The organism is Streptomyces sp. URMC 127, assembly GCF_051386535.1.
GTDB lineage: Bacteria > Actinomycetota > Actinomycetes > Streptomycetales > Streptomycetaceae > Streptomyces.
This window is the reverse complement of the sequence record NZ_JBPQTW010000169.1, coordinates 1-15,432: the sequence shown is the minus strand read 5'-3', so window position 1 is coordinate 15,432 and position 15,432 is coordinate 1. Positions and strand designations below refer to the sequence as shown.

15 protein-coding genes are annotated in these 15,432 nt (G+C 72.7%); 10 read left to right on the top strand and 5 right to left on the bottom strand.

Annotated features, from left to right (window positions below):
• Window positions 1-333: 333 nt before the first annotated feature.
• On the bottom strand, window positions 334-1,197 hold the full coding sequence (locus ACSNOH_RS26305) for an alpha/beta hydrolase family protein (protein ID WP_436723900.1): 864 nt from the start codon (window positions 1,195-1,197) through the stop codon (window positions 334-336).
• A 263-nt stretch (window positions 1,198-1,460) separates the two neighbouring features.
• Between ACSNOH_RS26305 and ACSNOH_RS26300 the strand changes: the two genes are divergently transcribed.
• The 3 genes from ACSNOH_RS26300 to ACSNOH_RS26290 all read left to right on the top strand — a co-directional run bounded on the left by ACSNOH_RS26300 (window position 1,461) and on the right by ACSNOH_RS26290 (window position 4,238).
• Window positions 1,461-2,237, top strand: coding sequence for a response regulator transcription factor (locus ACSNOH_RS26300; protein WP_436723899.1), 777 nt, complete (start codon window positions 1,461-1,463; stop codon window positions 2,235-2,237).
• A gap of 24 nt (window positions 2,238-2,261) precedes the next feature.
• The gene (locus ACSNOH_RS26295; RefSeq protein ID WP_436723898.1) at window positions 2,262-3,290 is read left to right on the top strand and encodes a LacI family DNA-binding transcriptional regulator; all 1,029 of its coding nucleotides are present in this window, start codon (window positions 2,262-2,264) and stop codon (window positions 3,288-3,290) included.
• Window positions 3,291-3,434: 144 nt separating this feature from the next.
• Window positions 3,435-4,238, top strand: a complete 804-nt coding sequence (locus ACSNOH_RS26290) for an aminotransferase class IV family protein (RefSeq protein ID WP_436723901.1) — start codon at window positions 3,435-3,437, stop codon at window positions 4,236-4,238.
• Here the strand turns inward: ACSNOH_RS26290 and ACSNOH_RS26285 are convergent.
• Window positions 4,208-4,969, bottom strand: a complete 762-nt coding sequence (locus tag ACSNOH_RS26285; RefSeq protein WP_436723897.1) for a helix-turn-helix domain-containing protein — start codon at window positions 4,967-4,969, stop codon at window positions 4,208-4,210. The two genes, ACSNOH_RS26290 and ACSNOH_RS26285, sit on opposite strands and share 31 nt — an antisense overlap.
• Window positions 4,970-5,195: 226 nt before the next feature.
• On the opposite strand from ACSNOH_RS26285, the gene ACSNOH_RS26280 reads away from it, so the two are divergent.
• Complete coding sequence (locus ACSNOH_RS26280; RefSeq protein WP_436723896.1) at window positions 5,196-5,861, top strand: DUF4097 family beta strand repeat-containing protein; 666 nt, start codon at window positions 5,196-5,198, stop codon at window positions 5,859-5,861.
• A 48-nt stretch (window positions 5,862-5,909) separates the two neighbouring features.
• Window positions 5,910-6,542 carry a MarR family winged helix-turn-helix transcriptional regulator gene (locus tag ACSNOH_RS26275; RefSeq protein ID WP_436723895.1) on the top strand — a complete coding sequence of 211 codons (633 nt, stop codon included), beginning with the start codon at window positions 5,910-5,912 and terminating at the stop codon, window positions 6,540-6,542.
• Window positions 6,543-6,557: 15 nt separating this feature from the next.
• Here ACSNOH_RS26275 and mshD read toward each other — a convergent pair whose 3' ends face one another.
• Window positions 6,558-7,478 (bottom strand): mycothiol synthase, encoded by a 921-nt coding sequence (gene mshD, locus ACSNOH_RS26270; protein ID WP_436723894.1) that lies wholly within the window; start codon window positions 7,476-7,478, stop codon window positions 6,558-6,560.
• Between the two features lie 132 nt (window positions 7,479-7,610).
• Here mshD and ACSNOH_RS26265 point away from each other — a divergent pair, with 132 nt between their 5' ends.
• Window positions 7,611-9,437 carry a bifunctional metallophosphatase/5'-nucleotidase gene (locus ACSNOH_RS26265; protein ID WP_436723893.1) on the top strand — a complete coding sequence of 609 codons (1,827 nt, stop codon included), beginning with the start codon at window positions 7,611-7,613 and terminating at the stop codon, window positions 9,435-9,437.
• A gap of 123 nt (window positions 9,438-9,560) precedes the next feature.
• Here the strand turns inward: ACSNOH_RS26265 and ACSNOH_RS26260 are convergent, their stop codons facing one another.
• Window positions 9,561-9,968 carry a YidB family protein gene (locus ACSNOH_RS26260; protein ID WP_436723892.1) on the bottom strand — a complete coding sequence of 136 codons (408 nt, stop codon included), beginning with the start codon at window positions 9,966-9,968 and terminating at the stop codon, window positions 9,561-9,563.
• An 87-nt stretch (window positions 9,969-10,055) separates the two neighbouring features.
• Window positions 10,056-10,913: a helix-turn-helix domain-containing protein gene (locus ACSNOH_RS26255; RefSeq protein ID WP_436723891.1), complete on the bottom strand. Its 858-nt coding sequence runs from the start codon at window positions 10,911-10,913 to the stop codon at window positions 10,056-10,058.
• Between the two features lie 154 nt (window positions 10,914-11,067).
• On the opposite strand from ACSNOH_RS26255, the gene ACSNOH_RS26250 reads away from it, so the two are divergent.
• The 4 genes from ACSNOH_RS26250 (at window position 11,068) to ACSNOH_RS26235 (ending at window position 15,391) form a co-directional block, all read left to right on the top strand.
• The gene (locus tag ACSNOH_RS26250) at window positions 11,068-11,535 is read left to right on the top strand and encodes a hypothetical protein (protein WP_436723890.1); all 468 of its coding nucleotides are present in this window, start codon (window positions 11,068-11,070) and stop codon (window positions 11,533-11,535) included.
• Window positions 11,536-11,697: 162 nt separating this feature from the next.
• Window positions 11,698-12,942, top strand: a complete 1,245-nt coding sequence (locus ACSNOH_RS26245) for an MFS transporter (RefSeq protein WP_436723889.1) — start codon at window positions 11,698-11,700, stop codon at window positions 12,940-12,942.
• Between the two features lie 10 nt (window positions 12,943-12,952).
• The gene (locus tag ACSNOH_RS26240; RefSeq protein WP_436723888.1) at window positions 12,953-14,194 is read left to right on the top strand and encodes an ATP-grasp domain-containing protein; all 1,242 of its coding nucleotides are present in this window, start codon (window positions 12,953-12,955) and stop codon (window positions 14,192-14,194) included.
• A gap of 135 nt (window positions 14,195-14,329) precedes the next feature.
• Window positions 14,330-15,391, top strand: a complete 1,062-nt coding sequence (locus ACSNOH_RS26235; protein WP_436723887.1) for a threonine aldolase family protein — start codon at window positions 14,330-14,332, stop codon at window positions 15,389-15,391.
• The last annotated feature ends 41 nt before the right edge of the window (window positions 15,392-15,432 follow it).

The window sequence follows — 15,432 nt, the reverse complement described above, 5'->3', positions numbered from 1 at the left end:
CGCCGCCGCGGTGGTTGCCCACCGGGGCGGCGGTCGTGAGGGGCGGAGCCCCTCGGAGCCTGCGCCGGCGCGGCGCTGTTCAGCCGCGGCGCGGGAGCCCGGCGGTGCCGGTGGCCGCCGATTCCGCCGGACCCTCGCCGCGGTGGTTGCCCACCGCGGCGGCGGTCTTGAGGGCCGAGCCCCTCGAATCTTTTCCGCCGCCGCGGCGCGCAACCACGTCGCCGCTGTCCGGCGGTGCCGGATCGGGCCGCGGCGGTCCTGAGGGGCGGAGCCCCTCGGTCTCTTGCCGCCGCGACGGCGAGGAACCACGACGCGGGAGTCCGGCGGTGCCCGTCACAGCCGGGCCGTCGCCCACTCCGCAATGCGCGCCAGGAGCGCGCCGTCCGCAGCGGACTCCGCATGGCCGAAGCCCCGTTCGATCCACAGCTCCGTGGACCGCGGATCGCCCGCGCCCGCGAGGGCGTACGGGTGATCGAGCGGGAAGTACGCGTCCCGGTCGCCGTGCACGATCAGCAGCGGCCGCGGCGCGATCAGCGGGACCGCCTCGACGGGCGAGAGCGGGACCGGGTCCCAGCCCTCCGCCTGGACGCGCGTGCCCAGCCCGTAGCGCGCGATCAGCCGCCCCGCGGGGCGTGAGATCGCCCAGTGCAGACGCCGCATGGGCGCGGTACCGCGGTAATACCAGCGTGCGGGCGCACTGACGGCCACGACCGTGTCGGAATGTGCGTCCGTGCGCCCTCCGTGCTCCCCGTCCTCCGCGGGCCGCTCACGGCCGTAGAGCGCGGCGTGCCGCAGGGCCACGGAGCCGCCCATCGAGAAGCCGACGGTGGCCACCCGCTCGTGCCCGAGCGAGCGCGCCCAGCGCACCGCCGCGGCCAGGTCGAGCACCTCGCGGTCGCCGACCGAGGAGCGGCCGCCCGAGCCGCCGTGCCCCCGGAAGGAGAACGTGATCACGGCCGCACGCTGGGCGAACACCCGGGCGGCCCGGCGCAGGCCGGGCCGGTCGAGGGTGCCCGTGAAGCCGTGCGCGAGCACCACCGCGGGGGTGTCCGGCGGAGGCCGGCGGCAGCCCGCGCGGGGCTCGTAGGCCGCTTCCACGCGGACGCCGTCGGCTGTCAAGAGCGCGACGCGATGACCACTCGAAGTGATCGACGAAACACAAGGTCGTGCAAAATCGTCCGGACCCCGGAAAGTCATGTGGGTTATTCTGCTGGGCAGAGAGGATCCGGGCAGAGTAGCCCCCGGGTCCTTTTGTGCATTCACCAGCTGAACAAGTGCTGAACACGTGCCCTCGACAGGCGCCGGGACGCACGCAACCGTACGAAGCAGTGCCGCACTCTCCCCCAGAGCAAGGCCTGGGTGGTACCCCTTCGCAGGGACCGAGGAGGAACCGACGTCATGGGCGAGCGAAGCGCGCGGGTCCGCGAGGACCGTACGACCAGTGAGGCGGGTGGCAGCCGATGAGTTCCCTGCTGCTCCTGACCAATGCCCTCCAGCCCTCCACGGAGGTGCTCCCGGCGCTCGGCCTGCTCCTGCACAGCGTGCGGGTGGCCCCCGCCGAGGGCCCGGCCCTCGTGGACACCCCCGGTGCCGACGTCATACTGATCGACGGCCGCCGTGACCTTCCCCACGTGCGCAGCCTCTGCCAGCTGCTGCGCTCCACCGGCCCGGGCTGCCCGCTGATCCTCGTCGTCACCGAGGGCGGCCTCGCGGCCGTCACCGCGGACTGGGGCGTGGACGACGTCCTCCTCGACACCGCGGGCCCCGCCGAGGTCGAGGCGCGGCTGCGGCTGGCGATGGGCCGTCAGCAGATCTCGACGGACGACAGCCCCATGGAGATCCGCACGGGCGACCTCTCCGTGGACGAGGCCACGTACAGCGCGAAGCTCAAGGGCCGGGTGCTCGACCTCACGTTCAAGGAGTTCGAGCTGCTCAAGTACCTCGCGCAGCACCCGGGGCGGGTCTTCACCCGGGCCCAGCTGCTGCAGGAGGTCTGGGGCTACGACTACTTCGGCGGTACGCGCACGGTCGACGTGCACGTGCGGCGGCTGCGGGCGAAGCTGGGGCCCGAGCACGAGTCGCTCATCGGCACCGTCCGGAATGTCGGCTATCGGTTCGTGGTGCCGGAGAAGACCGACAACCCGGGGGAGGGCAAGCCGAAGGACTCCGCGAAGGCGCAGCGGGCCGGGGAGCCGGAGGCCGCGGAGAGCGGGGCCGCTCGCCCGGCCAAGCGGTGAGTGGACCCGCGTAGACTGCCGCGCGTGGCCAAGGTGACGCGGGACGATGTGGCGAGACTGGCGGGGACGTCGACCGCGGTGGTCAGCTATGTCATCAACAACGGGCCGAGGCCGGTGGCCCCGGCCACGCGCGAGCGCGTGCTGGCCGCGATCAAGGAGCTGGGATACCGGCCCGACCGGGTCGCCCAGGCGATGGCGTCCCGCCGGACGGACCTCATAGGCCTGATCGTCCCGGACGCCCGCCAGCCCTTCTTCGCCGAGATGGCCCACGCCGTCGAACAGGCCGCGGCCGAGCGCGGCAAGATGGTCCTCGTCGGCAACTCCGACTACCTCGACGAACGCGAAGTGCACTACCTGCGCGCGTTCCTCGGGATGCGGGTCTCCGGCCTGATCCTCATCAGCCAGGGCCCCAGCGAGCACGCCGCCGCCGAGATCGACGCCTGGGACGCCCGGGTGGTCCTCATGCACCGCCGTCCCGACGCGATCGACGACGTCGCCGTCGTCACCGACGACGTCGGCGGCGCCCAGCTCGCCACCCGCCACCTGCTGGAGCACGGCCACCCCTACGTCGCCTGCCTCGGCGGCACCGAGCGCACCCCCACCATTGGCGACCCCGTCACCGACCACGTCGAAGGCTGGCGCCGGGCCATGCGCGAGGCGGGGAAGCCGATCGAGGGCCGCCTCTTCCCGGCCCCGTACAACCGCTACGACGCGTACAAGATCGCCCTGGAGCTGCTCTCCGGCCCCGACCGCCCGCCGGCCCTGCTCTGCGCCACGGACGACCAGGCCATCGGCGTGCTGCGCGCGGCCCGCGAGCTGCGCATCGACGTGCCGGGCGAGCTGGCCGTCGCCGGCTTCGACGACGTCAAGGAAGCCGCCCTTACCGACCCGCCGCTGACCACGGTCGCCTCCGACCGGCAGGCCATGGCCCGCGCGGCCGTGGACCTCGTCCTGGACGACTCGCTGCGCGTCACGGGCACGCGCCGCGAGCGGCTCAAGCAGTTCCCGTCGGCGCTGGTGGTGCGGCGCTCCTGCGGCTGCGGCGGCGACTGACGACACCCGAGGCGCCCGCCCGCAGGCACCGCGCAGCGCGCCGCGCCACCGGATCCGCGGTTGACCCTCACACTGGTGTCAGGCCCTAGCGTCGGGCGCATGCGCAGCCTTTCCGTGCTGCGGCCCGTACCGCAGGAGTGCCACATGACCTCTTTCGTCGTCCAGCGCGACGGCCGCGCGGCAACCGTCCGCGAGCTGGCGCCGCTCGCCTTCGCCGGTTACGCCCACTTCACCGCGATGCAGGTCCGCGGGGGCCGGGTGCGGGGTCTCGACCTCCACCTGGAGCGGCTGCGGTCCGCCTCGAAGGAGCTGTTCGGCCGGGCGCTGCCCGACGAGCGCGTGCGGTCCTTCCTGCGGGCGGCCGTGGAGGGCGGCCCGGCCGATGTCTCGCTGGTGGCGACGGTGTACTCGCCGGCGGGGGAGTTCACCGTCGCCGGCCCGGAGGCGGAGCCCGAGGTGCTGGTGAGGACCGGCCCGGCCGCGTCCGGCCCGCGGGGCCCGCTGGCGCTGGCGCCGGTCGGGCACGAACGCTTCCTCCCGGCCGTCAAGCACGTCGGCGAGCCGGCCAAGACGCACTTCCTGCGCCGCGCCGCCGACCAGGGCTTCGACGACGCCGTCTTCGTCGACCGCCGGGGCCGGCTCAGCGAGGGCACGATCTGGAACCTGGCCTTCTGGGACGGCGCGGAGGTGGTGTGGCCCGCGGCGGAGATGCTCACCGGCACGACGATGGGCATCGTCCGCAGGCAGCTGGACCGCCTCGGAGTCCGCCAGCGCGTCCGCGAGATCACGGTGGACGACCTGCCGGAGCTGGCCGGGGCCGTGGTCATGAACTCCTGGACGCCGGGCGTGGCGGTGCACCGGATCGGCCAAGTGCCCCTGCCGCCGGCACCGGGCTTCGTGGACCTGCTCCACCGGGCCTACGGGGCGGAGCCGCTCGTTTCGCTCTGAGAGCCCTCGGAGCTCGCGCCGGGCGGTTGCGCGTAGAGGATCTCGCGGGCCTGCTCCGCGGCACGGAGGATGCTCTCGCCGACGAAGTCGACGAAGCGGGCGACGTTTTCGAGGCGGGCGGCGGCCGGGGTGTCGCGGCCGAGGACGCCGACGCCCTGGCGCGCGGTCTCGGCGAGCACGGCGTGGGACCGGGCGGCGGAGATCATGCCCTGGTACCAGACGTCGTTGTCGACGACGTAGCGGTCGCGGCGCCGCTCGTCGCGCTCCCGGCGGACCAGGCCCTGGCTCTCCAGCGACGTGATCGCCTTGGAGATGGACGCCGGGCTGACCTGGAGGTGCCGGACGAGTTCGGCCGCGGTGAGACTGCCCGTGTCGCTGATGTAGAGGCAGGTCAGCACCCGGCACATCATCTTGGGCAGGCCCTGCTGCATGAGGAGGGTGGTGAACGCCTCCTCGTACTCGCGCACGGCCTCGGCGTCGCGCCCACCGGCCTGCGCGGGCGCCTGCGGCCCCCGGGGCGCGGGCTGCCTGCGGCGGTGCGCGCGACGCTCGGTGGCGCGGTGGGCCAGGTCGGCGCGGTAGGCGGTGGGGCCGCCGTTGCGCATGACCTCGCGGGTGACCGTCGAGGTGGGCCTGCCGAGGCGCCGGGCGATCTCCGCGTAGGCGAGCCCGTCGGCCACCCCCAGCGCGATCTGCTGGCGTTCCTGCTGGGTGAGCCTGCCTCCCGGCATCGCGATCTCCCTCGTGAGCTTCCTTGATCCCCTCACTATAGCGTTCACTTCCACTTCATTGCAACGGGCGTCATGACGGCTTGTTGCGTTAGTCCTTGATCCGTTGCAACGATATTGCTGTTCTGAGCTGCGAATATCGCTAGTAAGTGCAACGAGATGGTTGCCGCTTTCTCGAACGCAACGTAGCTTTTCCTTCATCGGAAACAGCGAGTCCAAGGAGCGCACCATGCAGAAGTTCGACACCCCCGCCCCGATCGCCGCCGTCCTCGACGTCCCGGCCGGGCGCGTTCAGTTCATCGCCGCCGACCGCACCGACACCACCGTCGAGGTCCGCCCCGCGAACGCCGCCAAGAGCCGCGACGTGAAGGCGGCCGAGCAGACCGAGGTCGGCTACGCCGACGGCGTCCTGCGGATCGCGACCCCGGTGGGGAAGAACCAGTACTTCGGCCCCTCCGGAGCCATCGAGGTCACGGTGCAGCTGCCCGCCGGCTCCCGCGTCGAGGCGAAGGCGGCCAGTGCCGAACTCCGCGGCGTCGGCCGCCTCGGCGACCTCACCTTCGACGGCGCCTACCGTCAGATCAAGGTGGACGAGGCCGCGAGCGTCCGCCTCACCGCGGTCGACGGCGACGTCGAGATCGGCCGCCTGGGCGGTCCGGCGGAGATCAGCACCGCACGGGGCAGCATCCGGATCGCCGAGGCCGTGCGCGGCACGGTCGTGCTCGGCACCCAGTCCGGCGACATCTCGGTCACGGCCGCCCCCGGTGTCTCGGCCGCCCTGGATGCGGGTACCGGTCACGGCCGCGTCAGCAACGCCCTCAAGAACGACGGCGTCGCCGAGCTCCGCATCCGCGCCACCACGCCGCACGGCGACATCACCGCCCGCAGCCTCTGAGTGCAAGGGGGCGTCGTCCCCGCCGGCCTGATACCGTACTGCTTCATTATGAAGCACGTACATAAATCTTCCGACGACCTCCCCCTGGACGGCGACGGCCGGCTCTACGACCCAGGAGTCCGTGAATCCATGGGCCTGTTCGCCTTGGACGGCGACACCCTCGCGCTGGAGGCGGCCGCGGCCGTGCGGTCCGCCTCGCAGGCCATCGACAAGTTGCGCTCGCAGGGCGCGACCGGCCGCGGCCTCAGCGCCGGCGCGCTCGACGTCCTCGTGCGGCTGAGGGGCGCCGCCGACGAGGGCCTGAGCATCGGCGAGCTGGCCCGGGCCGGCAAGGTGAGCTCCCGCAACGTCACCGGCCTGGTCGACACCCTGGAGCGCGACGAGCTCGTACAGCGGACCCAGGACCCGCAGGACCGCCGGTCCGTGCGGGTCCGGATCACACCGGCCGGGCGCGACTGGCTGGAAGCCTTCCGCAAGCCGGCGCAGCGCGCCATGTCGGCCGTCTTCCAGGGCTTCGGCCCGGAGGAACTCGCGGCGTTGCGGCACTTGTGCCTGTGCCTGACGGAGAACCAGCGCCGGATCGAGCAGTACCTCAACGCAGGCCCGGACCTGACGATTTCCGGGGGCGGCACGGCCGCGGCGGGGCCCGCCGGGAGCGACGCCCAGCCGCGGCCCCGGTAGGCCCGCCGCGCGGGCCTAGCTCTCCGTCCGGTACATCAGGTCCGTCTCGTGGATCTGGAAGCCCAGCCCCTCGTACACCGCCACGGCCGCCGTGTTGTCGGCGTCCACGTACAGCATCGCCGTCGGCAGGCCCTGGGCCGCCAGGTGGCGGAGGCCGAGCGCGGTGAGGGACTTGCCCAGGCCGCCGCCCTGGGCGTCCGGGGCGACGCCCAGGACGTAGACCTCGCCGAGGCCCTCCTCGGCGTGGATCTTCGTCCAGTGGAAGCCGATGACGCGGCCGGCCTTCTCGGCGAGGAAGAAGCCCTTGGGGTCGAACCAGTCCGCGGCCTTGCGGTCGTCGAGGTCCCGCTGGACGAGCGAGCCCTGCTCCGGGTGGTGGGCGAAGGCCGCCGCGTTCACGGCGAGCCACTCCTCGTCGTCCTCGCCGGGGCGGAACGTCCGCACGGTCACCCCCGGGGGGAACACCGGCTCGGGGAGGTCCAGGTCGTGCAGGGGCCGCCGCATCTGCCGGAGTTCGCGGAAGAGGCTCATGCCCAGCACCTGCGCGAGGTGCCGCGCCGCCGGGTGCCCGCCGTGCGCCCACATCCGCAGCCGCTTCCCCGACTCGTGCAGCAGCGCGGAGCCGAGGGCCCGCCCGTGCCCGCGGCCCCGGTGCGAGGGGTGCACCACGAGCTCGCCCGCGGGCGCCTCGACGGGGTCGCTGTCCTCCAGCTGGCCGTAGCCCACGAGCAGCCCGCCCGCCCGCAGCAGCACGTGCCGGACGCCCGGCCGGCGGCCCTTCAGCTGCAGCCGCCCCTGCTCGGAGACGGCCGGCTGCCCGTCGGTCTCCGCCGCTTCGCCGATCAGCCGCAGCACGTCCTCGGCCTGCCCGGGTGCGAGTTCGTCCAGCACCTCGATCGACCGCTGTCCGTTCCCGTTGTTCCTGAGGTCGCTCATGTGCCGAGCCTACGACGCGGGTGACGCCGAATCGTCACACCCAACCCTGCTGACGGTCTACGCGGGTTGATCTAGGCTGCCGCCGACCACTTCACCCATCTCTCGCACGCAAACGTGCACAAAGGGGAACACATGCACGCGACGCCGCCGCGCAAGCGCCTGGCGAGACGGCTGACCGCCTCCGCCGCCGCGCTCGCCGCCACCGCCGGTGTCCTGGCCGCCGCCGCCCCCGCCGGGGCGGCAGCCGCGTCGTACGGGCACGGGCACGGCCACGGCCACGGCCGTACCGTGGACGTCCAGTTGCTGTCCTTCAACGACCTCCACGGCAACCTGGAGCCCCCGCAGGGTTCCTCCGGCACGGTGACGGAGACCCAGGCCGACGGCACGACGAAGGCGATACCCGCGGGCGGCGTGGAGTACCTGGCCTCCTCCCTGCGCTCGGCGCGCAAGGGCCACGAGTACTCGATCACCGCGGCGGCCGGCGACATGATCGGCGCGAGCCCGCTGATGACCGGCCTCTTCCACGACGAGCCGACCATCGAGGCGCTCAACAAGCTGAAGCTCGACGTCACCTCCGTCGGCAACCACGAGTTCGACGAAGGCCGCGCCGAGCTGACGCGCATGCAGCGCGGCGGCTGCCACCCGAAGGAGGGCTGCTTCGAGAAGGGCAAGACCTTCAAGGGCGCCGACTTCCCCTACCTCGCCGCGAACGTCACCGACGAGAAGACCGGCAAGCCCATCCTCAAGCCCTACACGGTCTGGGAGCACAAGGGCGTCAAGGTCGGCTTCATCGGCGTGACGACGAAGGACACCCCGAACGTCGTCACCGAGCAGGGCATCAAGGGCCTGAAGTTCGCCGACGAGACCGAGACGATCAACAAGTACGCCAAGGAGCTCGACCGCCAGGGCGTGAAGTCCATCGTCGCGCTGATCCACGAGGGCGGCATGCCCGCCTCCGGCGCGTACAACTACGACTGCGACACCCCCGGCGCGGGCGCGGGCATCTCCGGCCCCATCGTCGACATCGCCAAGAAGGTCACGCCGAAGGTCGACGCCCTCGTCACCGGCCACACCCACCAGGCCTACGCCTGCACCATCCCCGACCCGTCCGGCGCCCCGCGCACGGTCACCTCGGCGGCCTCCTTCGGCCGGCTGTACACGGACACGACCCTGACGTACGACCGCCGGACCAAGGACATCGTCCGGACGGCCGTCAAGAGCCCGCGCACCGGCAACCACGTGGTCGACCGCACGCAGCCCAAGGCCGCGGACATGACCGCGCTCATCGACCGCTGGAAGAAGCTCGCCGCGCCCATCGCCGACAAGCCCGTCGGCTACATCACCGCCGACATCAACGGCCGCGGCTCCGAGGCGTACGAGAAGCCGCTCGGCGACGTCATCACCGACGCCCAGCTGGAGGCCCTCGCCCCGGCCGACAAGGGCGGCGCCCAGATCGCCTTCATGAACCCCGGCGGCATCCGCTCCGACCTCGCCTTCAAGGCCTCGGGCGGCGAGGGCGACGGCGTCGTGACGTACGGCGAGGCGTTCACCGTCCAGCCCTTCACCAACATGATGCAGACGAAGGACCTGACCGGCGCGCAGGTCATCGCCGCGCTCCAGCAGCAGGTCAGCGGCCCGAACGCGGACCAGCCGAAGATCCTGCAGGTCAGCAGGGGGCTCACCTACACCCTGGACCTGACGAAGAAGGGCGCCGACCGCGTCGTCGCCTCGTCGGTCAAGCTGAACGGCACCGCCATCGACCCGGCCAGGACCTACCGCGTCACGGGCAACGAGTTCCTGATGGGCGGCGGCGACGGCTTCCCCGCCTTCAAGGAGGGCACGAACAAGCGGGTGGGCGCGTCCGACCTGGACGTCTTCAACGCCTACCTGGCCGCTCACTCCTCGAAGACCGCACCGCTGGCCCCGCCGGCGGCGGACCGCATCACGGTCGTCAAGTAGCAGGACCCGTCTTCCGAAGGCCGGCCCCGGAGTGCGCCGGGGCCGGCCGTCTGCGCGCGGCGGCCGGCCGGAGCGCGGCCGCCGCCGTCCCACGCGGCCGCCGCCGTCCAGGCGACCGCCGCCTTACGACTGCTGCCGGATCAGATCCTCCAGGGACCCCTCGGGCACCTCGCCGGACGGGGTCAGCTTGTCCACGGCCTGCGGCAGCGCCTTCGCGAGCTCGTCCGCGGCCTCCTCCGGGGTCACGCCCGCCTGCTGCGCGACATGGTCGAGCGCCTGGTACGGCAGGGCCTGGGCGATCTCCGGGCCGCTGACCTCCTGGTTCGCCCCCTTGCCGACCCACGAGTCGGTCTTCTGGCCGAGGCCGCCCTCCTTGAGCGTGTCCAGGAGCGCGCCGAGCGGATTGCTGCCCGCACCGTGCGTGCCGGCGCCGCCGAGCGAGGTGAGCAGCGCGCCCAGCAGGCTGCCGCCCTTGCCGGCCTCCCCGCCGCCGAGCAGCCCGCCCAGCAGACTCCCCAGGTCGTTGCTCATCGCCGCCGCCTCCTTCGAACACCTCGGTCACCCCGGTAAGGAACCCTTACCCCGGCGTGCCCGCTCCAGGGGTGCGGCCCCCGAGATTCACCCGTCCAGACCGCGGACGATGCCCAGGATCAGGTCCCGCGAGGGGCCCTCGTCCAGGGCGACGGACTCCATGCGGTCGAGCACCATGCGGTAGCGGTCCAACTGGGCGGCGGCGTCGACCAGTTCCGAGCCGTGCTCGCGGTCGACGTGCACCGTGTCCAGCTGCGGGACCGGGCCGACGGCGAACAGCGTGGACTGCCCGGAGCCGGGGAACGCCCCCGCGTCGAAGGGGATCACCAGGACCCGGATGTGCTCGCGCTCGCTCATGGCGAGGATGTGCCGCAGCTGCGCCCGCGCGACCGCGGGCCCGCCGAAGCGCATCCGCAGCGCGGCCTCGTGGACGACGGCCGTGTACGGGGTGGGGCGCTCGCGGTAGAGGACGGCCTGCCGCTTGATGCGGTGCGAGACGCGGTGCTCGATCTCGGGCGGGCTGAGGGGCGGCACCACCTGCCGGAAGATCTCCCGGCAGTGCTCGGCCGTCTGCAGCAGCCCGGGCAGGTGGGCGACGTAGGAGGCGCGCAGCGCCACGGCGTGGTGCTCCAGCTCGGCCAGGTCCAGCAGCCCGGCGGGAAGGATCTCGCGGTACTCCTCCCACCAGCCGCGCTTGCGCTCGCCGGCCATGTCGATGAGGGCGGCGACCAGGGCCTCGTCGGAGCACGAGTAGTTGCGCGCGAGCGCGCGCAGGCGCTCGGCGCTCACGCCGTAGCGGCTCGCCTCGATGTTGCTGATCTGGGCCTGGTTGGTGCCCAGGAGGCGGCCCGCCTCGGTCGAGCTCAGCCCGGCGCGCTCGCGCAGCTTGCGCAGTTCGGCGCCGAGCCGGAGCTGACGTGCCGTCGGACTGCTCCTCACCGGCATCCCCGGCCCTCCCCTCACCGCGGCGTGTCACCCACAAGGGTGCTTACTGAAGTAGTTCTGCCAAGGCCGCTAAATACCTTTGGCCCAGCGGCGTACGGTGGTGAGCCGCGCCACTCACCCGCTCGCCCCGCCTCGCTCGTCCGGAGGAGCCGGCATGGTCACGGTATCGCCGCAGACTTCCTGGTCGTACACGCTCGACCTGCCCGACGACCCGCGGTCCGCCACGGTCGCGCAGTCCACCGTCCGCACCGTCCTGGAGGCGTACGCCCTGGAGGAACTCGCCGACGAGGCCGCCGCGTTGGTGGCGAAGCTCCTCACGCCGGGCCGCGCGGGCTACCGGGGCTCCGGAGCGCCCGCGTCTCTGCGGCTCACGCACCTGCCGCCGCTCGGGGTGGGGATCACGGTGTCGTACGGCCGGGGGCGGGAGGTCGTTGCCGTCGCGTGGTCGTCCCGGTTTCGCGGAGCGCATGACATGCCGGCCACGCTAGGCGGAGCGCCCGCCTCCGCGGGGGCGGGGAGTCCGGGATCCGCCGGAAATGGTGGTGACCGCACCGGTATTGACGGGCAGGGCCACGCAATCACCCGCTCATCAGCACTTCCCTCACTGCACCCGCAAATGTGAAGGCTTCAAAATCAATCTCCCTTGCAAAAACATGACAGAGGAACAGATCACACCCTGATCCATTGAACAGACCGTGCGGTATGTGTTTGTGTGAAGCACGGCTGCCGCGCCGGGGAGGGGAGCGCGGCGCGCCCGTCGCCCACCCGAGGAATCCGTACGGTCATGCAGCCCACCACGAGCGCCGCCATGAAGCCCGGCATGAAGTCCGCCCTGGCCTCGCGGGCACTCGGCAGCGCCGCGTACTACGTGATCTCGCCGTTCCTCGCCATCTGGCTGCACGGCACGCTCGGCATCCCCGTCGGGCTCGCCGCGGCCGCCGTCGGCGTGCACCTGCTGAGCATGCGGGCCGGCGCGGTCTACATGCAGTTCGTCGTCGTGCGCTTCCGCCTGCGGGCCGTCCTCGTGGGCGGCTACGCGGTGGCGGGCGCGGTCATGCTCGTACCGGCGGCACTGCGGCTCGACGACGCCGCCTCCTGGCTCGCCGTGCTGGCCGTGAACGGCACCGCCGTCTCGTGCGCCAACGTCGGCACCAAGGCGCTCATCGCCAACGGCTGCGACGAGGACACCCGCCTGGCGGCGTTCGGCCGGCTCAACGCGGCGATCAACGGCGGGGCGGCGCTCGGGCCCGTCGCCGGAGGCTGGCTGATGTCCGCCACCGGCCGGTCCTTCCCCCTCATCCCGGCTGTGGTGTTCGCCGTGGCGGCCGTGCTGGCCGCCCGCTCCCCGGGCGACGTGAAGGCCACCCCGCCGCAGCAGGGCGCGGCGCGCTTCGGGCTGCCCGGCCGCCAGGTCCTGCTGTGGTCGTGCGTCACGGCCACGCTGTGGCTCGCGTACGCGCAGTTCGCCAACGTGCTGCCGATGTACGTGGGGACGTCGGTCTCCCCGCGCGTCATCAGCCTCCTCTTCCTCGTCAACGCCGTCCTGATCGTGCTCTTCCAGGGCGTCGTCGCCCGGCGCATGCAGAGCCTCGCCGGGCGGCGCGGCGACCCGGCCGTCATCGCACTCGGCATGGTGCTGCTGGCGGCCGGGCTCGTGCTCTTCGTGCCCGGGCGGGGACCGGCCTGGCCGGTCGTCTTCCTGGGCGCGGCCGTCTTCACCTTCTCCGAGCTCGTCTGGTCGCCCGCGGCCGACAGCATCATGGCCCGCAAGGCCGAGGGGAACAGCTTCGCCGCCTTCGGCTTCGCCGGGCTGGTGTGGGGCATCGCCGAATCCGCCGGCGGCGCCCTGGGCACCGCCGTGGCGGGCGGTTCGGACAGCGCCTGGACCGGCGGCGCGCCGTTCCTCGTGGCCGCGGCGCTCACCCTGCTCACCGCCGGCGCCGTCGTCCTGGCCCCGCGCCGCCGCGCACCTCTTCCCTCCGGTCGAGCCGATCACGCCGACCAGCACGCCGACCCCGTCAAGAAATGAGACCGGCACCATGCCCGATCACGCCGATCACATCGTCATCGTCGAAGCCCTCACCAGCGGCACCGGCCTGCGCCTCGTCGAGGCCGCCGTCCGCCGGGCCGCCCGCGTCACCTTCGTCACCCGCGACAAGGGCCGGTACGCGAACGACCCGCTCCGCCACCTCCTGGACTCCGGCCCGCTGCAGGTGCACCTCCGCGAGACCCGGTCCACGGAGGAGCTGACCGAGCTCTTCCAGGAGCTGCGCGCGGGCGGCGAGTTCACCCTGATCGCCCCCAACGAGCAGTACCTGCTGCCCGCCGCCACCGCAGCTGAGAAGCTGGGCATCCCCTTCCTGCCCACGGCTTCCGTACGGCTGACGCAGGACAAGCACGCCTTCCGGCAGGCCTGCGCCGCCGTGTCCGTCCCGGCGCCGCGCAGCACCGCCGCCCCGGACATCGACAGCGCCCTCGCCGCCGCCGAGGCCACCGGCTACCCCGTCGTCCTCAAGCCCTCGATCGGGACGGGCAGTTACGGCGTCGTCTCCGCGGCCGACGCCGACGAGCTGCGCCGGCACTACCCCGAGGTGCGCGACGAGTCCGACGGGCAGGGCGGCGTGCCGCTCGTCGAGGAGTTCCTGATCGGCCCGGTCGTCAGCGCCGAGGTGCTCTACTCCGGCGGCACCCCGCACGTCCTCGGCATCAGCGACCGCATCATGAGCGAGCTGCCGTACTTCATGGAGCTCGCCATCCGCTTCCCCGTCGACCTGTCCCCCCAGGCCCACGAGCAGATCGAGCGGATCTGCGCCGACCTGGCCCGCCTGATGTCCTACGAGAACGGGCCCGCGCACATCGAGTTCGCGCTCACCGCCGACGGCCCCAAGGTCGTGGAGTTCAACCCGCGCTTCGCGGGCCGCAACGTCTCCACGATGGTCTCCGCCGCGCTCGACTGGAACGTCTTCGACGGCGTCATCGCCTCGTACCTGGGCGAGCCGGTCAACGCCCCCGCGCCCGTGGCCGCGGCCGCCGAACAGGCCCTCTACGCCAAGCGCGGCGGCCGCTTCGAGGGCGTCGCGGGCCGCGAGCTGGCCGACCGCGTACCGGGCCTGCGCGACATCCGCATCACCGCGCGCCCGGGCGACGTCCTCCCCGACGCCAAGGACCAGCGGAGCGAGTACGGAACGCTCTGGTGCACCGGCGCGACCGCGGACGAGGCGGGCATCCGCGCGGCGTCGGCCGCGGGCTACCTGCGGCCGGTCTTCGGAGACGACGCCTAAACCCCCGTACGACGGGGCCCGGCGACCCCGGGCCCTGCCGGCTCCCCGCCCCGGCCGACCGCCGCCGCGGCGGAGCACAAGCTGTAGCCGCTACTCACTGTAACCGACGTCTTACCTGACGAAATGAGCATGCACGTGAGCACTTCCCAGCGCCCCCGCATCGACCTCTACAGCGACACGATCACGCTGCCCACCGCCGCCATGCGCACGTTCATGGCCGAGGCCCCGGTCGGCGACGAGCAGAAGGGCGAGGACCCCAGCGTCAACGAGCTCACCGCCATGGCCGCCGAGCTGCTCGGCAAGGAAGCCGCCGTCTTCCTGCCCTCCGGCACCATGTGCAACGAGATCGCGCTGGCCGTCCACTCGCGCCCCGGCGACGAGATCATCGCCGACGCGACCGCGCACATCATCAACTACGAGGTCGGCGGCCCGGCCGCGCTCAGCGGCATCAACATCCGCGCGCTGGAGGGCGAGCGCGGCGTGTTCACGGCCGAGCAGTTCCGCGCGGCCATCCGCACGCCCAGCCGCTACGCGCCCGCGACCACCGGCGTCGTCATCGAGCAGACCTCCAACGCGGGCGGCGGCACGGTCTGGCCGCTGGAGCGCATCGAGGAGATCACCGGCATCGCCCGCGAGCGGGGCCTGTGGACGCACATGGACGGAGCGCGCCTGCTCAACGCGTCCGTGGCGAGCGGCATCCCGGCCAAGACGTACGCGCAGCACTTCGACTCGGTCTTCATCGACCTCAGCAAGGGCCTCGGCGCGCCGGTCGGCGGACTCCTCGCCGGAACGAAGGAGTTCATCGACAGCGCCTGGCGCCTCAAGCAGCGCTGGGGCGGCGCGATGCGCCAGGCCGGCGTCATCGCCTCGGCGGGCGTCTACGCGCTCCGGCACCACGTGGACCGCCTCGCCGACGACCACGCCAACGCCCGCCTCCTGGCGACCGAGCTCGCGAAGATCGAGGGCCTGGAGATCCACCCGGAGCACGTGGAGACGAACATCGTCCTCTTCGACGTCTCCGCCACGGGCCTGACGGCGGCCGAGTTCGGCGCGCGCACCATCGCGGAACACGGCGTCCGGGTCAGCGTCTTCGGCCCCACAACCGTCCGCGTGGTAACGCACTTGGACGTGAAGACGGACCAGATCCACGAGGCGGTAGAAGCAATAGCAAAGGTGACGGCGTCAGCGCGGGGCTGATCCACAGCGGACCCGCAGCCGGGGGAGGGACGGAAGGGGGC

Excerpts from the sequence above, each read along its gene's own strand:
- ACSNOH_RS26305 (WP_436723900.1), bottom strand. The coding sequence starts at position 1,197 with ATGACTTTCCGGGGTCCGGACGATTTTGCACGACCTTGTGTTTCGTCG.
- ACSNOH_RS26300 (WP_436723899.1), top strand. The coding sequence starts at position 1,461 with ATGAGTTCCCTGCTGCTCCTGACCAATGCCCTCCAGCCCTCCACGGAG.
- ACSNOH_RS26290 (WP_436723901.1), top strand. The coding sequence starts at position 3,435 with ATGACCTCTTTCGTCGTCCAGCGCGACGGCCGCGCGGCAACCGTCCGC.
- ACSNOH_RS26285 (WP_436723897.1), bottom strand. The coding sequence starts at position 4,969 with ATGCCGGGAGGCAGGCTCACCCAGCAGGAACGCCAGCAGATCGCGCTG.
- ACSNOH_RS26280 (WP_436723896.1), top strand. The coding sequence starts at position 5,196 with ATGCAGAAGTTCGACACCCCCGCCCCGATCGCCGCCGTCCTCGACGTC.
- ACSNOH_RS26275 (WP_436723895.1), top strand. The coding sequence starts at position 5,910 with ATGAAGCACGTACATAAATCTTCCGACGACCTCCCCCTGGACGGCGAC.
- mshD (WP_436723894.1), bottom strand. The coding sequence starts at position 7,478 with ATGAGCGACCTCAGGAACAACGGGAACGGACAGCGGTCGATCGAGGTG.
- ACSNOH_RS26265 (WP_436723893.1), top strand. The coding sequence starts at position 7,611 with ATGCACGCGACGCCGCCGCGCAAGCGCCTGGCGAGACGGCTGACCGCC.
- ACSNOH_RS26260 (WP_436723892.1), bottom strand. The coding sequence starts at position 9,968 with ATGAGCAACGACCTGGGGAGTCTGCTGGGCGGGCTGCTCGGCGGCGGG.
- ACSNOH_RS26255 (WP_436723891.1), bottom strand. The coding sequence starts at position 10,913 with ATGCCGGTGAGGAGCAGTCCGACGGCACGTCAGCTCCGGCTCGGCGCC.
- ACSNOH_RS26250 (WP_436723890.1), top strand. The coding sequence starts at position 11,068 with ATGGTCACGGTATCGCCGCAGACTTCCTGGTCGTACACGCTCGACCTG.
- ACSNOH_RS26245 (WP_436723889.1), top strand. The coding sequence starts at position 11,698 with ATGCAGCCCACCACGAGCGCCGCCATGAAGCCCGGCATGAAGTCCGCC.
- ACSNOH_RS26240 (WP_436723888.1), top strand. The coding sequence starts at position 12,953 with ATGCCCGATCACGCCGATCACATCGTCATCGTCGAAGCCCTCACCAGC.